This is a genomic window from Nocardioides immobilis (assembly GCF_003515065.1).
Classification (GTDB): Bacteria; Actinomycetota; Actinomycetes; order Propionibacteriales; family Nocardioidaceae; genus Nocardioides; species Nocardioides immobilis.
Genome location: NZ_QXGH01000017.1, coordinates 105,411 through 119,696, shown reverse-complemented (window position 1 = coordinate 119,696; position 14,286 = coordinate 105,411). Strand labels below are relative to the sequence as shown.

Below are 14,286 nucleotides of genomic sequence, written 5' to 3'. Positions count from 1 at the left end.
CGGCGGTCCGACCGCGCGGCTTGAGCGTCGCCTCCTTGCCCTTTACCCTTGAGTAAGGAGTCCCGTCGGAAGTAAGGATTGTCGTTGGCCGCGTCGACCGTCACCAGCAAGGGGCAGATCACCATCCCCAAGGAGGTCCGCGACGACCTCGGACTCGAGACGGGCTCGTCCGTGCTGTTCGTGAAGATGAGCGACGGCAGCTACCGGCTGGTCGCCAGGACCGGGCAGATGAAGGACCTCGCAGGCATCCTGCACAGGCCGGGTCGGCGCCCGCTCACCATCGACGAGATCAACGACGGCATCGCCGAGGCGGCAGCGGAGAGCGCTCGACAGGGCCTGCCGAGCGCGGGTCGATGATCGGGATCGACACCAACGTCCTGGTGCGTTACGTCGTCCGGGACGACGAGGAGCAGTACGCCGCGGCAGAGACCGCTCTGGAGGCGCTCACCCGCGACGAACCCGGATTCATCACTCAGGTCACCCTGGCCGAGTTCTACTGGGTGCTCGCGCGCACCTACCGCTATCCGACCGAGACCTGCCTGGCCGTGGTCCGCCGGCTCATCGCGACCGCGACGCTCGAGTTCGACGACGGCGAGAGCGCGGTGCGGGCGTTGGGCCTGGCCGAAGAGGGTGCCGACTTCGCCGACGCCCTGATCCATGGCGCGATGGAGCTCTTCGGCGTGACCGACATCGTCACGTTCGACCGAGCGGCGGCGCAGCGACTCGGGTGGCGCGTGCTCAGCTGACCGGGTGGTGGCTGGTGATCGAGACCCGGTTGAAGGCGTTCATCGAGATCGCAGCCCAGGCGACGACGGCGTAGCCGGCATCGCCGAGGACGGCGCGCGCGCAGTCCTCGATCTCCGAGCGCTCCGCCGGTTCGGGGATGAGGGTGATGCACTCGGCCAGCTCGAGCGACGCGCTCTCGGCGTCGTCGAAGAGCGTGGTCTCCTGCCACTCCTGGAGCACGGCGAGCCGGCGCGGGTCCTCGCCCAGCCGGACGGCCTTCTCGTAGTGGACGTCGAGACAGTAGGCGCAGCCGTTGATCTGGGAGATCCGCAGGTTGACGAGCTCGAGCAGCTGCTGGCTGATCCCGGCATCGGCGGCAGCCGCGGCGATCATCTTCGAGACGCCGGCCATCGCGGCGAAGATCTCCGGCGCTGCCTTGTCGAGGTAGAGGGGCCCCTCGGGTACGGCGGTCGGCTCGGTCATGCGGGCAGCCTAGACGCTCCGTCAGAGCCGGCCGGCGCCTTCGCTGAGCAGGAGCTGGGCAGACGTGTACGACGCCATCACCGCGCCCTCGACCCACGGGCTCGGGTCGTCGAGCACGAACTTCCGGAGGCCGAGCGTCGAGTCGGACGCGAGGAAGAGGAGGGCGCCGGCGGCGAGCAGGCGGCGCCCGGCCGGTGGCTGGGCCGGGTCGAGACGCGTGGCCGCGACGACCATCGAGGTGAGCAACGCGGAGTACGTCGCGACCACGGGCGCCATTCCGCTGCGGCGCGCGTTCCAGGCGACCATCGGCGACGACACCGCCCACACCGCCGCCAGCGTGCGGGCCCGCGGGTCGGCGACGAGTGCCGGCTCGCGCCGACGCCGCGGCACGAAGGCTGCGAGGTAGGCGAGGTGACCGACCCCGAACGCCGTGGTGCCGGCCACGAACGGCTTCCGCTCCTCGCTGAGGAGCGCGACGTCGCCGACCCAGCCGGCGGCCTGCGCCGCGAGCACCGGCACCCGGGCCGAGGACGAGCCCGGGGTCGTGGCCAGCGAGGCCGACAGCAGCGGCATCAGCAGCGGTTTCGTCAGGAACCGGGCCTGGTGCGCGGCCGGCCGCGTCGACGCCGACAGCGCGGTGTCGAGGAGGGCGAGGCCGGCGTACGCCGCCTTGAGCCGGGTCGCGAGGATCATGCTCGGACGGTAGCGGCTCGCTGCGCTCGCGTCGTCGTACCTGAACTTCCGGCCCCATTTTGCGGCCATTCCGGGGCCGTTTCTTCAGGTACGACGCGCGCCCCAGCTGTCGTTCAGGCGTTCGTGACGGCCGCGTGGATCTGCTCGAGCATGGTCTTCATCTCCGGCAGCTGCTTCACCAGCGCGATCTCCTCGGCGAGCTCGGCGAGCAGCCCCTGCACCTCGCCCAGGACCGCCTTGGTCTCCGCCAGCGTGGCGTCGACGGTGGTCATCCGCTGGTCGACGCTGGCGAGCGTGCCCTCGACGGTGCCGAGCGTGCCCTCGACCGTCGTCAGCGTGCCACCGACCGTCGTCAGGGTCGCGTTGGCGCTCGCCAAGGTCTTGTCCGCGCGCTTCAGGATCTCTCCGACCGGGTTGAGTCCCATGTCGGCCCCCTCTCATTTATTGACAGTGGTGTAGTAATTACCAGCCGGCGGGCGCGCCCGTCTCTGTGGCGGTGGTCACTGCGTGACCGAGGCGATGTGGACGAGCGCGTCGCCGGCGTTGACGATCGGGGCGCGGGTGAGCCCGATGACGATCCCGTCGCGGTCGGCGTGGATCAGCCGCACCCGCCGGCCGAACGTGTCCGAGAGGCCGCCGAGCCGGTCGCCAGCCTCGACGAACGCGCCGAGCTTGGTCTCCAGGTTGAGGATGCCGGTGCTGCGGGCCCGGACCCAGGCGGTGCTGCGGGACTCGAGGCGGGCCGGGAGGTCATCTGCCGGCTCGGGTTCGATCATGTCGAGGAACGCGAGCACCCGCCGGATGCCGGCGACGCCCGTCGCGATCGACTCGTCGTCGAACCGGTTGGCCTCGCCGGCCTCGTAGAGCAGCACCTTGGCACCGACCTCGAGCGCGGCCTGTCGCAGCGATCCGTCGCGGAGCCGCGCGTGCACCATGACCCGGGCGCCGAACGCCTCGGCCAGGTCGCGGGTGCGCGGGTCGTCGAGGTCGGCGCGGATCTGCGGGAGGTTGGCGCGCTTGTCGGCGGCCGTGTGCACGTCGATGCCGACCTCGCACTTGGCGACCACCTCGGCCATGAAGAGGTGGGCGATCCGGCTGGCCAGGGACCCGCGGGGAGAGCCGGGGAAGGAGCGGTTGAGGTCGCGCCGGTCCGGGAGGTAGCGGTCGCCGGCCATGAAGCCGAGCACGTTGACGACCGGTACTGCGACCAGCGTCCCGCGGACCTTCTTGGGATCCAGGGCCGCGATCAGCTCGCGGATCACCTCGACCCCGATCACCTCGTCGCCGTGGATCGCGCCGCTCACCCACACCACCGGGCCGGGTTCGCGGCCGTGCACGACCCGCACCGGGAGGCTGACGTCGCCGCCGGTGACCAGCCGCGTGATCGGCAGCTCGACGTCGCGGGCGGCGCCGGCGCGCACTCGGACGTTGCCGATGGCGAAGGACTCGCGGGCCATCAGGAGGCCCCGCCCTTCCCCCGGTTGCGACGTCGTACGACGCGCTTGGGCCGGCCGCCGAGGTAGGACCTGCCGGGGTCGACGACGAACCCCTGGCGCAGCGCCTCGCGGCCGATCAGCAGCCGGAAGCCCATCTCGTCACGCCGGGTCAGGGTGACCTCGGTGGTGACCCGGCGCAGGCCGATCCGGATCGCGACGAGCACGACGTACCGCTCCTGGACGTGGCCCGACGAGCTCTTGACGTGTCGCACGTCGTGGACCGGGAGCTCCGCCGTCACGGCGTCCTCCGCATTGCGCTGCCACGGGTGGATCGAGAACCGCACCCAGGGCGCCCCGTCGCGTTCGAGCTCCTCCAGGTCGAAGGCGTGCAGCGCAGAGGTCCGCGCGCCCGTGTCGAGCTTGGCCTTGATCCAGTCCACCCCGAGGTCGGGCAGACTCACCCACTCGCGCCAGCCAGCGACGCTGGTTAGATGGGATCTCGGCACAACCCCCATCCAAGCAGGCCGTTCTCCTCCTGGCCTGCATGTCCCGTCCCCGACCGAGCAGGCTTTTGACGTGAAGCTGGCGATCCTCTCGCGCGCCCCCCGCAGCTACAGCACCCAGCGACTGCGCGCGGCGGCTGCGCAACGCGGCCACGCGGTCAAGGTGCTCAACACGCTGCGGTTCGGCATCGACCTCTCCGGCGACGAGCCGGACCTGCAGTTCCGCGGCCGGCCGCTCTCGCAGTACGACGCGGTGCTGCCGCGGATCGGGAACTCGATCACCTACTACGGCACCGCGGTGGTGCGGCAGTTCGAGCAGATGGACGTCTACACGCCCAACACTGCCGGAGGGATCACCAACTCGCGCGACAAGCTGCGCGCGACGCAGATCCTGTCGCGGCACGGCGTCGCCATGCCCGCGACCACGTTCGTGCAGGACCGCGCCGACGTGATCCCCGCGATCGAGCGCGTCGGCGGCGCGCCGGTCGTGATCAAGCTGCTCGAGGGCACCCAGGGCATCGGCGTGATCCTCGCGCCGTCGCTGAAGGTGGCAGAGGCGATCATCGAGACCCTGCAGTCGACGCGGCAGAACGTGCTGATCCAGCGGTTCGTCAAGGAGTCGAAGGGCCGCGACATCCGGGCGCTCGTCGTCGGCGACCGGGTGGTCGCGGCGATGCGACGATCCGCCCAGGGCGACGAGTTCCGCTCCAACGTCCATCGCGGTGGGAGCGTCGAGAAGGTCGACATCGAGCCGGCGTTCGAGGCGGTCGCGGTCCGGGCCGCACAGATCATGGGGCTCAAGGTCGCCGGTGTCGACATGCTCGAGAGCGACGCCGGCCCGCTGGTGATGGAGGTCAACTCCTCCCCCGGCCTCGAGGGCATCGAGGCCGCCACCAACCTCGACGTGGCCGGCGCGATCATCGACTACATCGACAACCAGGTCGCGTTCCCCCACATCGACGTCCGCGAGCGGCTCAGCGTCTCGACCGGGTACGGCGTCGCCGAGATCGTCGTCCACGGCGACGCGGACCTGGTGGGCAAGCCCCTCGGCGACTCCGGCCTGAGCGAGCGCGACATCACCGTGCTGACGCTGCACCGCGGCGTGCTGGTGATCCCGAACCCCCGCCCGCGGCACGTCCTCGAGGACGGCGACCGGCTGCTGTGCTGGGGCAGGCTCGAGGAGATGCGGTCGATGATCCCCGAGCGCCCGAAGCGGCGCTCGCGGGTGAAGAAGCTGCCCAAGCAGCCGATCCCCGACGCCGCCGCTGGTTGAGACGGATCTCACTCCTCGTTTGACGAGATCATTTCGGCGGTCCGGGCGTGGCAGGCGTTGACTGTGCCGGTGCCCACCCCGCTGATGGGCGCCGACGAGCAGTCGGCGCCGCCCGCCGCCACCGTCTCGGTACGGCGACGCTGGGCCATGCTCGCGGTCAGCACGGCGGCGCAGGCCTCGTCCGCGACGATGGTGCACGGGCCCGCGTTCCTGATCCCGGTGCTGCACACCCGCGAGGGGATGACCCTCGCCGAGGCGGGGCTGGTCGCCGCGGCGCCGATGGCGGGCCTGATGTGCACGCTGGTCGCGTGGGGCCTGGTCGTCGACCGGCGCGGTGAGCGGCTCGCGCTGCTGACCGGCATCACCGGCGTCGTCCTCGCGGGCCTGGTCGCCGTACTCGTCGACGGTCCGTGGCTGGTCGCGGCCGCGCTCTTCGTGGCGGGCGCCTGCTCGTCGGCCACCAACGCGGCGTCCGGCCGGATCGTCGTCGGCTGGTTCCCGCCCGAGCGGCGTGGCCTGGCGATGGGCATCCGGCAGTGCGCGCAGCCGCTCGGCGTCGGGCTCGGCGCGCTGACGATGGCGTTCCTCGCGGACGCGCACGGCATCACGGCCGCGCTCTGGGTACCGCTGGTCGCGGCCGCCGTGGCGCTGGTCCTGGTGGCGGCGCTGGTGATCGACCCGCCGCGGCCGCCGGCCGCCGAGCGCGCCGGAGCGCCCAACCCGTACCGGGCGGACCGCTACCTGGCCCGCGTGCACGGCACCTCGATGCTGCTCGTCGTCCCGCAGTTCGTCGTCTGGACGTTCGGCCTGACCTGGCTCGTCGACGAGCTCGGCTGGGCGGCCGGCTTCGCCGGCATCGTCGTCGCCGGCACCCAGCTGATCGGCGCCCTCGGCCGGATCGGGTCCGGCCACCTCTCCGACCTGGTCCGCAGCCGCACCCGGCCGATGCAGTGGATCGCCTGGGCCGCCGCCGCGACGATGCTGGCGCTCGGCGCCGCGGCATCAGGGTCCGGGGCGGCCGTCGTCGGGCTCGCCGTGCTCCTCCTCGTCGTCGCCTCCGCGGTCACCGTCGCCGACAACGGCCTCGCCTACGCCGCCGTCGCCGAGCGCGCCGGCGCGTTCTGGTCCGGTCGGGCGCTCGGCATCCAGAACACCGGCCAGTACCTCGTCGCCTCCGCCGTGCCGCCGGTCGCCGGCATCGTGATCACGGCCTGGGGGTACGGCGCCGCCTTCGCGCTCGCCGCCGGGTTCGGGCTCGTGGCGGCCGCGATGGTGCCGGTCGCGCAGGAGCGGGCGCTGGGATGAGGCGCCTCCTGCCGCCGGTCGTCGTTGCCGCCCTCCTCGTCGTGACCGGTTGCGGGCCGGCGGAAGATGCGCCGAAGACCCCGCTGCAGAGCCCGCTGTCGACGCACACGTCCGAGCTGCCGTCGACGACCACGCAGACGACCACGCAGACGACCACCGATACGACTCGGCCGCCGCAACCGGAGAAGCAGCGGGTGCGGCAGCGCGGCATCGACGCGTCGCACCACCAGGGCGCCATCGACTGGCAGGCGGTGGCGGGCGACGGAGTCTCGTTCGCCTACCTGAAGGCGTCCGAGGGTACGTCGTACACGGACCCGACCTTCGCCGGGCATCGCGCCGCGGCCCAGGACCACGGGATCCAGGTCGGCGGCTACCACTACTTCCAGCTGTGCTCCCCGGGCGTCGAGCAGGCGGCGCACTTCGCCTCGGTGCTGGGGCCCATCAGCGCGGGCAGCCACCTGCCGCCGGCCGTCGACCTCGAGCTGGCGGGGAGCTGTACGACGCCACCCCCGCGCGCCGTACTGCTGGCGGAGGTGCGGGCATTCCTCGAGCAGGTGGAGGCGGCTACCGAGCGGGAGCCGGTGGTCTACCTGTACCCGGAGTTCGAGGCCGAGTACGGCTTCGCCGCCGAGCTCGGCGACTACCGCCAGTGGGTGCGGAGCCTCGGGCAGCGGCCGGACCGGCCGTGGTGGATCTGGCAGCAGACCGACGCCGGCTCCGTCGACGGCATCAGCGGGCCGGTCGACGTCAACGTGAGGTGGCGCTGACGCCGTGATCGTCCGCAAGGATGACTTTTGGAATAGCGCTCCGCGTGCGACCGTTGGCTCATCATGTCCACGATCGACCTGACCGCCCAGACCTTCGAGCAGACCGTGCTCGACAACGACATCGTCCTCGTGGACTTCTGGGCGTCGTGGTGCGGCCCGTGCCGCAACTTCGCTCCGATCTACGAGGAAGCCTCGACCAGCAACCCGGACCTGGTCTTCGCGTCGATCAACACCGAGGAGGAGCAGGCGCTCTCCTCGGCGGCCCAGGTGACCTCGATCCCGACCCTGATGGCGTTCAAGAAGGGCCAGCTGGTGTTCCGCCAGGCCGGCGCACTTCCCGCGTCCGCGCTCGACGAGCTGATCGCCGCCGTACGCGCCCTCGACGTCGAGGCCGCCTCGGACTGACCGGCCGGACGCCTCGGGGTCGGGTCGGGGCGGCGTACGCCTCTCGTCGTACGGCGATGACGCTTCCCGTCCGATGTGCGGCGCGCTGGTTCGGGCGACGGTGGAGTCATCCGAACCAGCCTGAGGAGGCAACCATGTCTGTCACCGACAGCATCACCACGCTCGTCGTTACCGCCGACCGCTGGGACGGCGACGGGCCGCCCGCGTTCTGGCCGATCTTCCCGATCCTGTGGTTCCTGGTGATCGCCGGGATCATCGCCGCCGTCGTGGTCCTCCGCCGCCGCAGCTGCGAGGGCATGCCCCGGCGTGCCGGTGAGGCCCGGCTGGCAGAGATGTACGCCGCCGGCGAGATCAGCGAGGAGGACTACCGCGCCCGCAGGACCGTGCTCCGCGAGAAGTGACGGACCGGTCAGCCAGGTGCGCACGGTCCGCAGCGCGGCGGCCCATGCCTCGAGCTGGTCGAGCCTGTCGGCCCCTACCGGCCGTCGAGCAACCGGACGGCGCTCGCGACGTCGAGGTCGTAGCGGACCTCGACCAGGTCCTGGCCGAAGCGGTGGCCGGGCACCTCCTCGGTACGGCGGAACCCGAGGCTGGCGTAGAGGCGGGCCGCCGCGTCGAGCCCGTCGACCGTCCACAGCCGCAGGTGCTGCAGGCCGGCCGACCGCGCCTGGACCAGGAGGGTCGTCATCAGGCTGCGGCCGAGACCGCCGCGCGCGTGCGGAGCGACCAGGAACCACCGCACCTGCCCGATCCCGTCGCCCTCGACCGTCAGCCCGACCATCCCGACGACATCCGGGCGAAGCTCGTCGACGGCGTCGTCCTCGGCGATCCACAACCACCCCGGCTCCGGCAGCGCCGGGCGCTCGCGGCGCCGGCTCAAGGCGGCGGCGAACCCGGCCAGTCCCGAGGCGACATGGGACTCGAAGTCCTCGTCGTAGCCGAACTCCTCGGCGTACAGCCGACCGTGCAGCTCGAGCACGCGCCCGAGGTCGCCGGGGCTGGGGCCGACGCGGATGGTCACGGTCATGGCTCAGTATCACTCGCCCGACCGAGCGCCGCTGATGGAGGCGGTCCATCAAGCGGGCCGGGCAACCTCGCGTTCCATGAGGGCGTGCAGCCCGCACATGGTGATCAGACGCAGCGCCGGTCCGGCGGCGGCCCGGACGGTGAGCGCGCGTCCCCTGATGTGCGCCGTGTTGCTGGCGTCGACGATGGCTCGCAGGGTCGAGGCGTCCATGAACTGCACCCCACCCAGATCGACGACGACGGCCGGTGCACCAAGCCCCATGGCCCGATCCAGAAGTCCCCGGAGCTCAGGTTCGGTCGAGATGTCGTGCTCGCCGCACAGCCGCACCACGCATCGGTCAGCGTCATTCTCCAGTACGGCGATCGGGGGTTCGGCAAGGCGGAAGGGGTATTGATAACTGCCCATCATGGGCTCCTGGCTGTAGGCGCTCGGTGAAGAGTCGCGCTGCCAAGGACTGGGGCCTCGCTCCGAACCAACCAGTCGAGCCTGGTCCAACTCGTTCGGGATTTGTCGTGCGCCTTTGACGGTACTCCTCTTCTGGCCGTCCTGCTGGCCGGCCGACGGAACTAGAACACGTTATTGTGCGGACGGTGGATCGATTCGCAGGCAAGGTCGTGCTGGTCACCGGCGCGTCGTCAGGTCTGGGCGCCGCGTGCGCGCGACTCTTCTGCGCCCAGGGGGCGCAGGTCTTCGCGGTGGCGCGCGACAAGGAACGCCTGGCCGCGGTGGCCGCGAGCGCGGAAGGCGGCGTGACCACCCACGTGGCCGACCTGGCGGATCCGGAGCAGTGCGCAGGGGCGGTGTCGGCATGCGTCGACGCGCTGGGCCGGCTCGACGTCCTGGTCAACAACGCAGGCCGGCACGACTTCCGGATAACCACGGACGTCACACCACACCAGTGGTCGCGCGATCTCGCCGTCAACCTCGACAGCGTCTTCTTCACCAGCCAGGCCGCACTCCGTCATCTCCTCGAGAGCAGCGGCAATGTCGTCAACGTCGCCTCCGTCGCGGGGGTGCTCGGCGAGGCCTACTCGGCGGCGTACACCGCGGCGAAGCACGGCGTGGTCGGGATGACCAAGGCGCTCGCCGTCGAGTACGCGCGGACACCGGTCCGGATCAACTGCGTCTGTCCCGGCGGCATGGACACGCCGCAGGCCCACACCATCGACGTACCCGAGGGTGCGGACTGGGAGCTGATCATGCGCGTCGCCGCGCTGCGCGGCTTCATGTCGGCCGAGCAGGTCGCGCAGGTCGTCGCGTTCGTCGCCTCGGACGAGGCGTCAGCCGTGCACGGCAGCATCCTGACCGTCGATCAGGGTCACACGGCCGGGTAGGTCACGCCTTCGCCGGATCTATGTTGACGCTGACGTCGGGGCTCGACGCGGAGGTGACGAGGACCGTACGGCGCTGGCTCGGCCGACGTTGTTCGGGAGCTGTCATGTCATCGGAGAGTGACAGCCTTCTCTGAGCGTGGGCTAAGAGCCGGGCGTGCGGTCGGCGAGCATGAGTTCGTAGCGCAGCAGCACGGCGTACGGCGGATACGTCGATCTCATCCGTTCGCCAGTGGCCTCCCAGCCGTGCTTCTCCCAGAACCGGCGCGCCCGATGATTCTCCTTGAAAACGAGCAGCCTGATCCTGCCGACCTCGGGCGGGAAGGTCGCAACGAGCGCCTCGTGGAGCTCGGACGCCATCCCCGAGCCCCACGTCGCGAGGGCAGTGCCGAAGTGGAGCACCTCGTCGCCGCGGCGGGCGGCGAAACCAGTGAGCTGATTGTCGGACGTGGATGAGACGTAGACGGCGATGCCCGGGTTAGCGATCTCCTCGCGCCACCGCGCCAGGATCGCTGCCCGCGGGAACGGGTGCTGGTCCTGCGGGAAGATGTTGGCGAGACCGACGACCGCCGCCTCCTCCTGGAAGGCGACGAGTTCCTCCAGGTCGGCCGCGACTGCGCGCCGGAACTGCAGACAGTCGTCAGAACCATGCATCTCGCAAGGTTAGGACCGCAGCTGGACCGCCTGAGTCGTCACTCCCGTGCACCGTGCACGATTGTGACCTCAGCCCGAGCCCGCGTCGGCCTCGATCCCCAGCTCGGACGCGGCAGCCGAGATCTCGCGCGCGAGCGCGACGTCCCGCTCGCTGAGGCCGCCGACCTCGTGGGTGGAGATCCGCACGGTGACACTCGGATAGCGAAGGTCGACGTCGGGATGGTGGTTGGCGGCGTCGGCCAGCGCGCCGATCCGCGACACCAGGTCGACGCCCTTGGCGAAGGACCCGGTATCGAAGACGGCGCCGACCTCCCCGCTGTCGAGCACGCGCCAGTCGTCGACCCCGTCTGCTGCGAGGAACTGCTCGCCGGTGATCTGCTCGACCACGGCCGTCACGCCCTCGGAGCCGGCCAGGTCGGGTTGTGCGCCGGTGGATCCTCGCCGACCAGTCCGTCGATGGACTCCCGGATCAGGTCGGCGTGACCGGTGTGCCGGGCGTACTCCTCGATCACGTCGACGAGCAGCCGCCGCAGGCTCGGCGGACCGCCGGCGAGCACCACGTCGGCGGAGTGCTCGAGACCGCCGTCACCCAGCGCGCGTCGTACGGCGGCGCGCGACCGCTCGACCGACGTCCGCCACTGTGCGTAGAGCTGGGCGGCAGAGTCGGTCGCGGCGCTCTGCCACTCCCAGTCCACGTCGCTCTCCCAGTCGACCGCGTCCCACGGCGCCGGCAGCGGGCGACCGAGGAGGGCGTGCGTGAAGACCTGGTCCTCGATCAGCGCAAGGTGCTTGATGAGGCCACCGAGCGTCATCGCCGACGGACCCAGCCGAAGGCCGAGCGCCTCGTCGTCGAGCTCGCCGACCTTCCAGGCGAACGTTGCTCGCTGCCGTTCGAGAGAGCCGAGCAGAGTCTCCGTCTCGTCTCCGGCGAGCGGCGGCTCCGGCCTGATGGCGGTGTCACGAGCATCGAGAGTGGTCATGTCTTCGACGTTAGGACGGCGAACCCGATGACGCGAGGGGTGACTGGCGAGTAGTTCGGCGCCGGACGGTCAGGACTCGACGTGGCGCGGCGAGGTCGGCTCCGGTAGGGCGACCCGGTCCTCCGGGCCGCGCGGCAGGATGACCGCGGATATCCCGGGCCAGGCGTCGTCGATGAGCTCGGCCATGTCGAAGTCGGTCGCGCGGCGCACGTAGGGCTTGGAGAGCTCGGTGCGGACGACCTTGACCAGGAAGCGCTTCAGCTCGGGCTCGAGCCGCGCGACCTCCTGGAGTACGGCGCCGCGGCGGGTGTCGCTCTGCAGGGTCAGCGCGACCTGGTCCTCGACGGGTGCCATCTGCAGTTCGCTCGCCATGCCGCGCAGGTGCTCAACGCATGCAGGAGTGGGACGGCCCCGATGCCGCCCCACTCCTGGGTGGAGTTCCTCCTTATGCGGGGCAGCCGGTCGACCCTCGCGGCTGGATCGCGCAGCGTACGGTGTTGGCCAGGGTGTCGAAGTACGGGGAGTACATCGCCAGCGGCTGGCTACTCGTGTACTTGTAGTCGTTGTGGCCGTTGATCAAGCCGGGGGAGGCTCCGCTGGATCCGCCCCAGCCGATCTGCCACGAACCGCCGCTCGACCCGCCGGTCATGTCGCAACCGATGCCGGTGGGCGCAGGACCCGAGCCGCCGATAGCTGTGTCGGCTGCACCATAGGCAGCCATGCAGAGCTGCATGCTCGTGCCGTTGAAGGGCGCTCCAGCGGGGTAGGCAAGATCGGTGAACTGCTGGTTACGGCTCTGGTTCCATGCGAACCCCGCCGCGCCGACGCGGTTCTGGATCTGGATGCCGTTGATCGGAGCGACGTTGAAGGCGCCCAGGTCTCGTTTGAGGTTGCCCGAGTTGTGCCACTCCGAGGCCACCACCAGTTGGGTGGCGGTCCACTGCCCGAAGGGAGCAGGGGTGGAGGAGTTCCCGTTGTAGGCCGGGACGAAGATCGTGCTGCTGTTGAAGGTCTGGGTACCATCACTGAGGCAGTGACCGGCTGTCCACACCTCGTTGCGGTTCGTCGACACCACCACAGTGCCCGAGCAGACGAAGTTGCCGCCGTTCTGGACGAAGAAGATCTTTCCGTTGACCCGTCGCGCCGAGTGGTTGTAGTCGGAGACCGGGGAGACGGCGGTGCGCGTGAAGGGGAACGGGTAGGCGAAACCCTGGGTCGACGGAGTCTCGGCCCCCGTCGGGACCAGGCTGAGATCCGCGGTCTTGCCGGTCTTCGAGACGGGCGGCACTGCGCCCGGGTCGCCGGCCGTCGCTGCGGCGTCCAGACCCTCCTCGTCGGACACGGTCCTCGGCGCCATCCGCATCGGTTTGGCGCTTGCCATGCGTTCCTTGGTCCAGTACGCGCGTGCCGCCTTCTGCGCGGCGGCCTTCACGGTATGAACGACGACCTGCGACGTCGGCGCCGCGCTGGAGGCTGCGGAAGTTTCGGGCGCTGGATGGGCGGAGACGAGAGTGGGAGACAGCAGCGCGCCGGCGGCTACGATGCCGAGAATCCCACCCTTCATTTTGCGAGTCATCATGGTGTTGCCTTTCGGGAGGAGAAGAATCGAGCGTGGACCAGATCCTGCTCTCCAGGCCGCAAGTGCGAATCGCCCATGTGAATGAATTTGTGGTACTAAATCTCGCCCGCTGATTTGCTCGGGAGGTCAGGCACTCACAGCCCGCGTCGAATGCTCATTTCTGGACATTGCTCGCGGGCGCCCCGGTTCGGGTGGTGGTTTTCGATGCTCGGCGATGGCGCGCCTCGCACCTCAACCACCGGCGCCATTCACCAAGTCAGAGGCGGTCCTCGGGTCCGCTCGGCAGGATCACGGCGGCGATGCCGTCCCACGCGCGGTCGATGAGCTCGGCCATGTCGAAGTCGGTCGCGCGGCGCACGTAGGGCTTGGACAGCTCGGTGCGGACCACCTTGACCAGGAACCGGCGCAGCTCGGGCTCGAGCCGGGCCAGCTTCTGCAGCACGGCGCCGCGGCGGGTGTCGCTCTGCAGCGTCAGCGCCACCTCGTCGTCGGACGGCACGGTGATGTCGATCCGGACCCGCAGCGGCGCGACGGTGTGGATGGTCAGCGTGATCGGGATGACGACGTCGGCGGTGAACCGGTGCTTGTCGACGCGCATGTCGATGTCGAACACCACGCTGATCGGAAGGAACACCCGGTAGGACAGGAGGTCGCCGGGGATCTCCTCCCCCTTGCAGGCCCGGAACGTGCCGAGCGCGCTGACCGTGGCCGCCTTGCGGCCCGGCCCCGCGCCGATCGGGCCGAGCTGGATCTCCGCTCCGAGCAGCTCGTTGATCATGGTGAGGATGCGGTCCTTGTGCAGGACCCGCCGGATGTAGGCGACGCCGAACTCCGCGTAGGAGATCTCCGGCTCGTGCTCCCGGGCCTCGGGAGTGCCGCCCAGGGCGACCGGTGCGGTCGCCGACTCGGGGTCGATCCCCACGAAGCCGCTCAGCTCGTCCGCGCTGACGACCACCATCTCGAGCAGCGACTCGACGGGGTCGTCCTGCTGGGCTGCCTCGGTCACTCGTCCCCCGGTGTCGTCGTCCACTGACCCTCCATCGACCCGCCGAGCGTCCCCCCGCCGGATCTTCGAGTCTAGCCACACGCGATCCGGAGAACCCCCACCAGTACGGCGAATTCGC

General features: G+C 70.5%; 21 protein-coding genes. 8 read left to right on the top strand and 13 right to left on the bottom strand.

Annotated features, from left to right (window positions below; translation table 11 throughout):
- The first annotated feature begins 84 nt into the window (after window positions 1–84).
- Complete coding sequence (locus tag D0Z08_RS14250; protein WP_118925901.1) at window positions 85–357, top strand: AbrB/MazE/SpoVT family DNA-binding domain-containing protein; 273 nt, start codon at window positions 85–87, stop codon at window positions 355–357.
- Window positions 354–746 carry a type II toxin-antitoxin system VapC family toxin gene (locus D0Z08_RS14245; RefSeq protein ID WP_118925900.1) on the top strand — a complete coding sequence of 131 codons (393 nt, stop codon included), beginning with the start codon at window positions 354–356 and terminating at the stop codon, window positions 744–746. Before D0Z08_RS14250 ends, D0Z08_RS14245 begins: the two co-directional genes overlap by 4 nt.
- On the opposite strand, the gene D0Z08_RS14240 is transcribed toward D0Z08_RS14245, so the two are convergent.
- The 5 genes from D0Z08_RS14240 to D0Z08_RS14220 all read right to left on the bottom strand — a co-directional run bounded on the left by D0Z08_RS14240 (window position 739) and on the right by D0Z08_RS14220 (window position 3,853).
- Window positions 739–1,209 (bottom strand): carboxymuconolactone decarboxylase family protein, encoded by a 471-nt coding sequence (locus D0Z08_RS14240; RefSeq protein WP_118925899.1) that lies wholly within the window; start codon window positions 1,207–1,209, stop codon window positions 739–741. The two genes, D0Z08_RS14245 and D0Z08_RS14240, sit on opposite strands and share 8 nt — an antisense overlap.
- Window positions 1,210–1,230: 21 nt before the next feature.
- The gene (locus D0Z08_RS14235; RefSeq protein ID WP_118925898.1) at window positions 1,231–1,902 is read right to left on the bottom strand and encodes a lysoplasmalogenase; all 672 of its coding nucleotides are present in this window, start codon (window positions 1,900–1,902) and stop codon (window positions 1,231–1,233) included.
- 113 nt (window positions 1,903–2,015) lie between these two features.
- On the bottom strand, window positions 2,016–2,327 hold the full coding sequence (locus tag D0Z08_RS14230; protein WP_118925897.1) for a hypothetical protein: 312 nt from the start codon (window positions 2,325–2,327) through the stop codon (window positions 2,016–2,018).
- A gap of 75 nt (window positions 2,328–2,402) precedes the next feature.
- On the bottom strand, window positions 2,403–3,359 hold the full coding sequence (locus tag D0Z08_RS14225) for a succinylglutamate desuccinylase/aspartoacylase family protein (protein ID WP_118925896.1): 957 nt from the start codon (window positions 3,357–3,359) through the stop codon (window positions 2,403–2,405).
- Window positions 3,359–3,853, bottom strand: coding sequence for an ATP-dependent zinc protease family protein (locus D0Z08_RS14220; protein ID WP_118925895.1), 495 nt, complete (start codon window positions 3,851–3,853; stop codon window positions 3,359–3,361). The genes D0Z08_RS14225 and D0Z08_RS14220 overlap by 1 nt, the downstream gene beginning before the upstream one ends.
- A 61-nt stretch (window positions 3,854–3,914) precedes the next feature.
- Between D0Z08_RS14220 and rimK the strand changes: the two genes are divergently transcribed.
- The 5 genes from rimK (at window position 3,915) to D0Z08_RS14195 (ending at window position 7,992) form a co-directional block, all read left to right on the top strand.
- Window positions 3,915–5,114 carry a 30S ribosomal protein S6--L-glutamate ligase gene (gene rimK, locus D0Z08_RS14215; RefSeq protein WP_118925894.1) on the top strand — a complete coding sequence of 400 codons (1,200 nt, stop codon included), beginning with the start codon at window positions 3,915–3,917 and terminating at the stop codon, window positions 5,112–5,114.
- Window positions 5,115–5,183: 69 nt separating this feature from the next.
- Window positions 5,184–6,419, top strand: a complete 1,236-nt coding sequence (locus tag D0Z08_RS14210; RefSeq protein WP_245993948.1) for an MFS transporter — start codon at window positions 5,184–5,186, stop codon at window positions 6,417–6,419.
- Window positions 6,416–7,186 (top strand): glycoside hydrolase family 25 protein, encoded by a 771-nt coding sequence (locus D0Z08_RS14205; RefSeq protein WP_118925893.1) that lies wholly within the window; start codon window positions 6,416–6,418, stop codon window positions 7,184–7,186. The genes D0Z08_RS14210 and D0Z08_RS14205 overlap by 4 nt, the downstream gene beginning before the upstream one ends.
- A 63-nt stretch (window positions 7,187–7,249) precedes the next feature.
- Window positions 7,250–7,591 carry a thioredoxin gene (gene trxA / locus D0Z08_RS14200; RefSeq protein ID WP_118925892.1) on the top strand — a complete coding sequence of 114 codons (342 nt, stop codon included), beginning with the start codon at window positions 7,250–7,252 and terminating at the stop codon, window positions 7,589–7,591.
- 134 nt (window positions 7,592–7,725) lie between these two features.
- Complete coding sequence (locus tag D0Z08_RS14195; RefSeq protein WP_118925891.1) at window positions 7,726–7,992, top strand: SHOCT domain-containing protein; 267 nt, start codon at window positions 7,726–7,728, stop codon at window positions 7,990–7,992.
- Window positions 7,993–8,066: 74 nt separating this feature from the next.
- On the opposite strand, the gene D0Z08_RS14190 is transcribed toward D0Z08_RS14195, so the two are convergent.
- A complete protein-coding gene (locus tag D0Z08_RS14190; RefSeq protein WP_118925890.1) occupies window positions 8,067–8,618 on the bottom strand; it encodes a GNAT family N-acetyltransferase in 552 nt (183 codons plus the stop codon).
- Window positions 8,619–8,666: 48 nt separating this feature from the next.
- Window positions 8,667–9,026: an STAS domain-containing protein gene (locus D0Z08_RS14185; RefSeq protein ID WP_118925889.1), complete on the bottom strand. Its 360-nt coding sequence runs from the start codon at window positions 9,024–9,026 to the stop codon at window positions 8,667–8,669.
- Window positions 9,027–9,208: 182 nt separating this feature from the next.
- Between D0Z08_RS14185 and D0Z08_RS14180 the strand changes: the two genes are divergently transcribed.
- Complete coding sequence (locus tag D0Z08_RS14180; protein ID WP_118925888.1) at window positions 9,209–9,952, top strand: SDR family NAD(P)-dependent oxidoreductase; 744 nt, start codon at window positions 9,209–9,211, stop codon at window positions 9,950–9,952.
- Between the two features lie 141 nt (window positions 9,953–10,093).
- Here the strand turns inward: D0Z08_RS14180 and D0Z08_RS14175 are convergent, their stop codons facing one another.
- The 6 genes from D0Z08_RS14175 to D0Z08_RS14150 all read right to left on the bottom strand — a co-directional run bounded on the left by D0Z08_RS14175 (window position 10,094) and on the right by D0Z08_RS14150 (window position 14,192).
- A complete protein-coding gene (locus tag D0Z08_RS14175; RefSeq protein WP_118925887.1) occupies window positions 10,094–10,603 on the bottom strand; it encodes a GNAT family N-acetyltransferase in 510 nt (169 codons plus the stop codon).
- Window positions 10,604–10,672: 69 nt separating this feature from the next.
- On the bottom strand, window positions 10,673–10,999 hold the full coding sequence (locus D0Z08_RS14170; protein WP_220454177.1) for a 4a-hydroxytetrahydrobiopterin dehydratase: 327 nt from the start codon (window positions 10,997–10,999) through the stop codon (window positions 10,673–10,675).
- On the bottom strand, window positions 10,996–11,583 hold the full coding sequence (locus D0Z08_RS14165; RefSeq protein WP_118925886.1) for a mycothiol transferase: 588 nt from the start codon (window positions 11,581–11,583) through the stop codon (window positions 10,996–10,998). The genes D0Z08_RS14170 and D0Z08_RS14165 overlap by 4 nt, the downstream gene beginning before the upstream one ends.
- 69 nt (window positions 11,584–11,652) lie before the next feature.
- Window positions 11,653–11,955 carry a hypothetical protein gene (locus tag D0Z08_RS14160; RefSeq protein WP_118925885.1) on the bottom strand — a complete coding sequence of 101 codons (303 nt, stop codon included), beginning with the start codon at window positions 11,953–11,955 and terminating at the stop codon, window positions 11,653–11,655.
- 73 nt (window positions 11,956–12,028) lie between these two features.
- Window positions 12,029–12,964 carry a trypsin-like serine peptidase gene (locus tag D0Z08_RS14155; protein ID WP_147381430.1) on the bottom strand — a complete coding sequence of 312 codons (936 nt, stop codon included), beginning with the start codon at window positions 12,962–12,964 and terminating at the stop codon, window positions 12,029–12,031.
- 454 nt (window positions 12,965–13,418) lie between these two features.
- Window positions 13,419–14,192 (bottom strand): hypothetical protein, encoded by a 774-nt coding sequence (locus tag D0Z08_RS14150; RefSeq protein WP_118925883.1) that lies wholly within the window; start codon window positions 14,190–14,192, stop codon window positions 13,419–13,421.
- Between the last annotated feature and the right edge of the window lie 94 nt (window positions 14,193–14,286).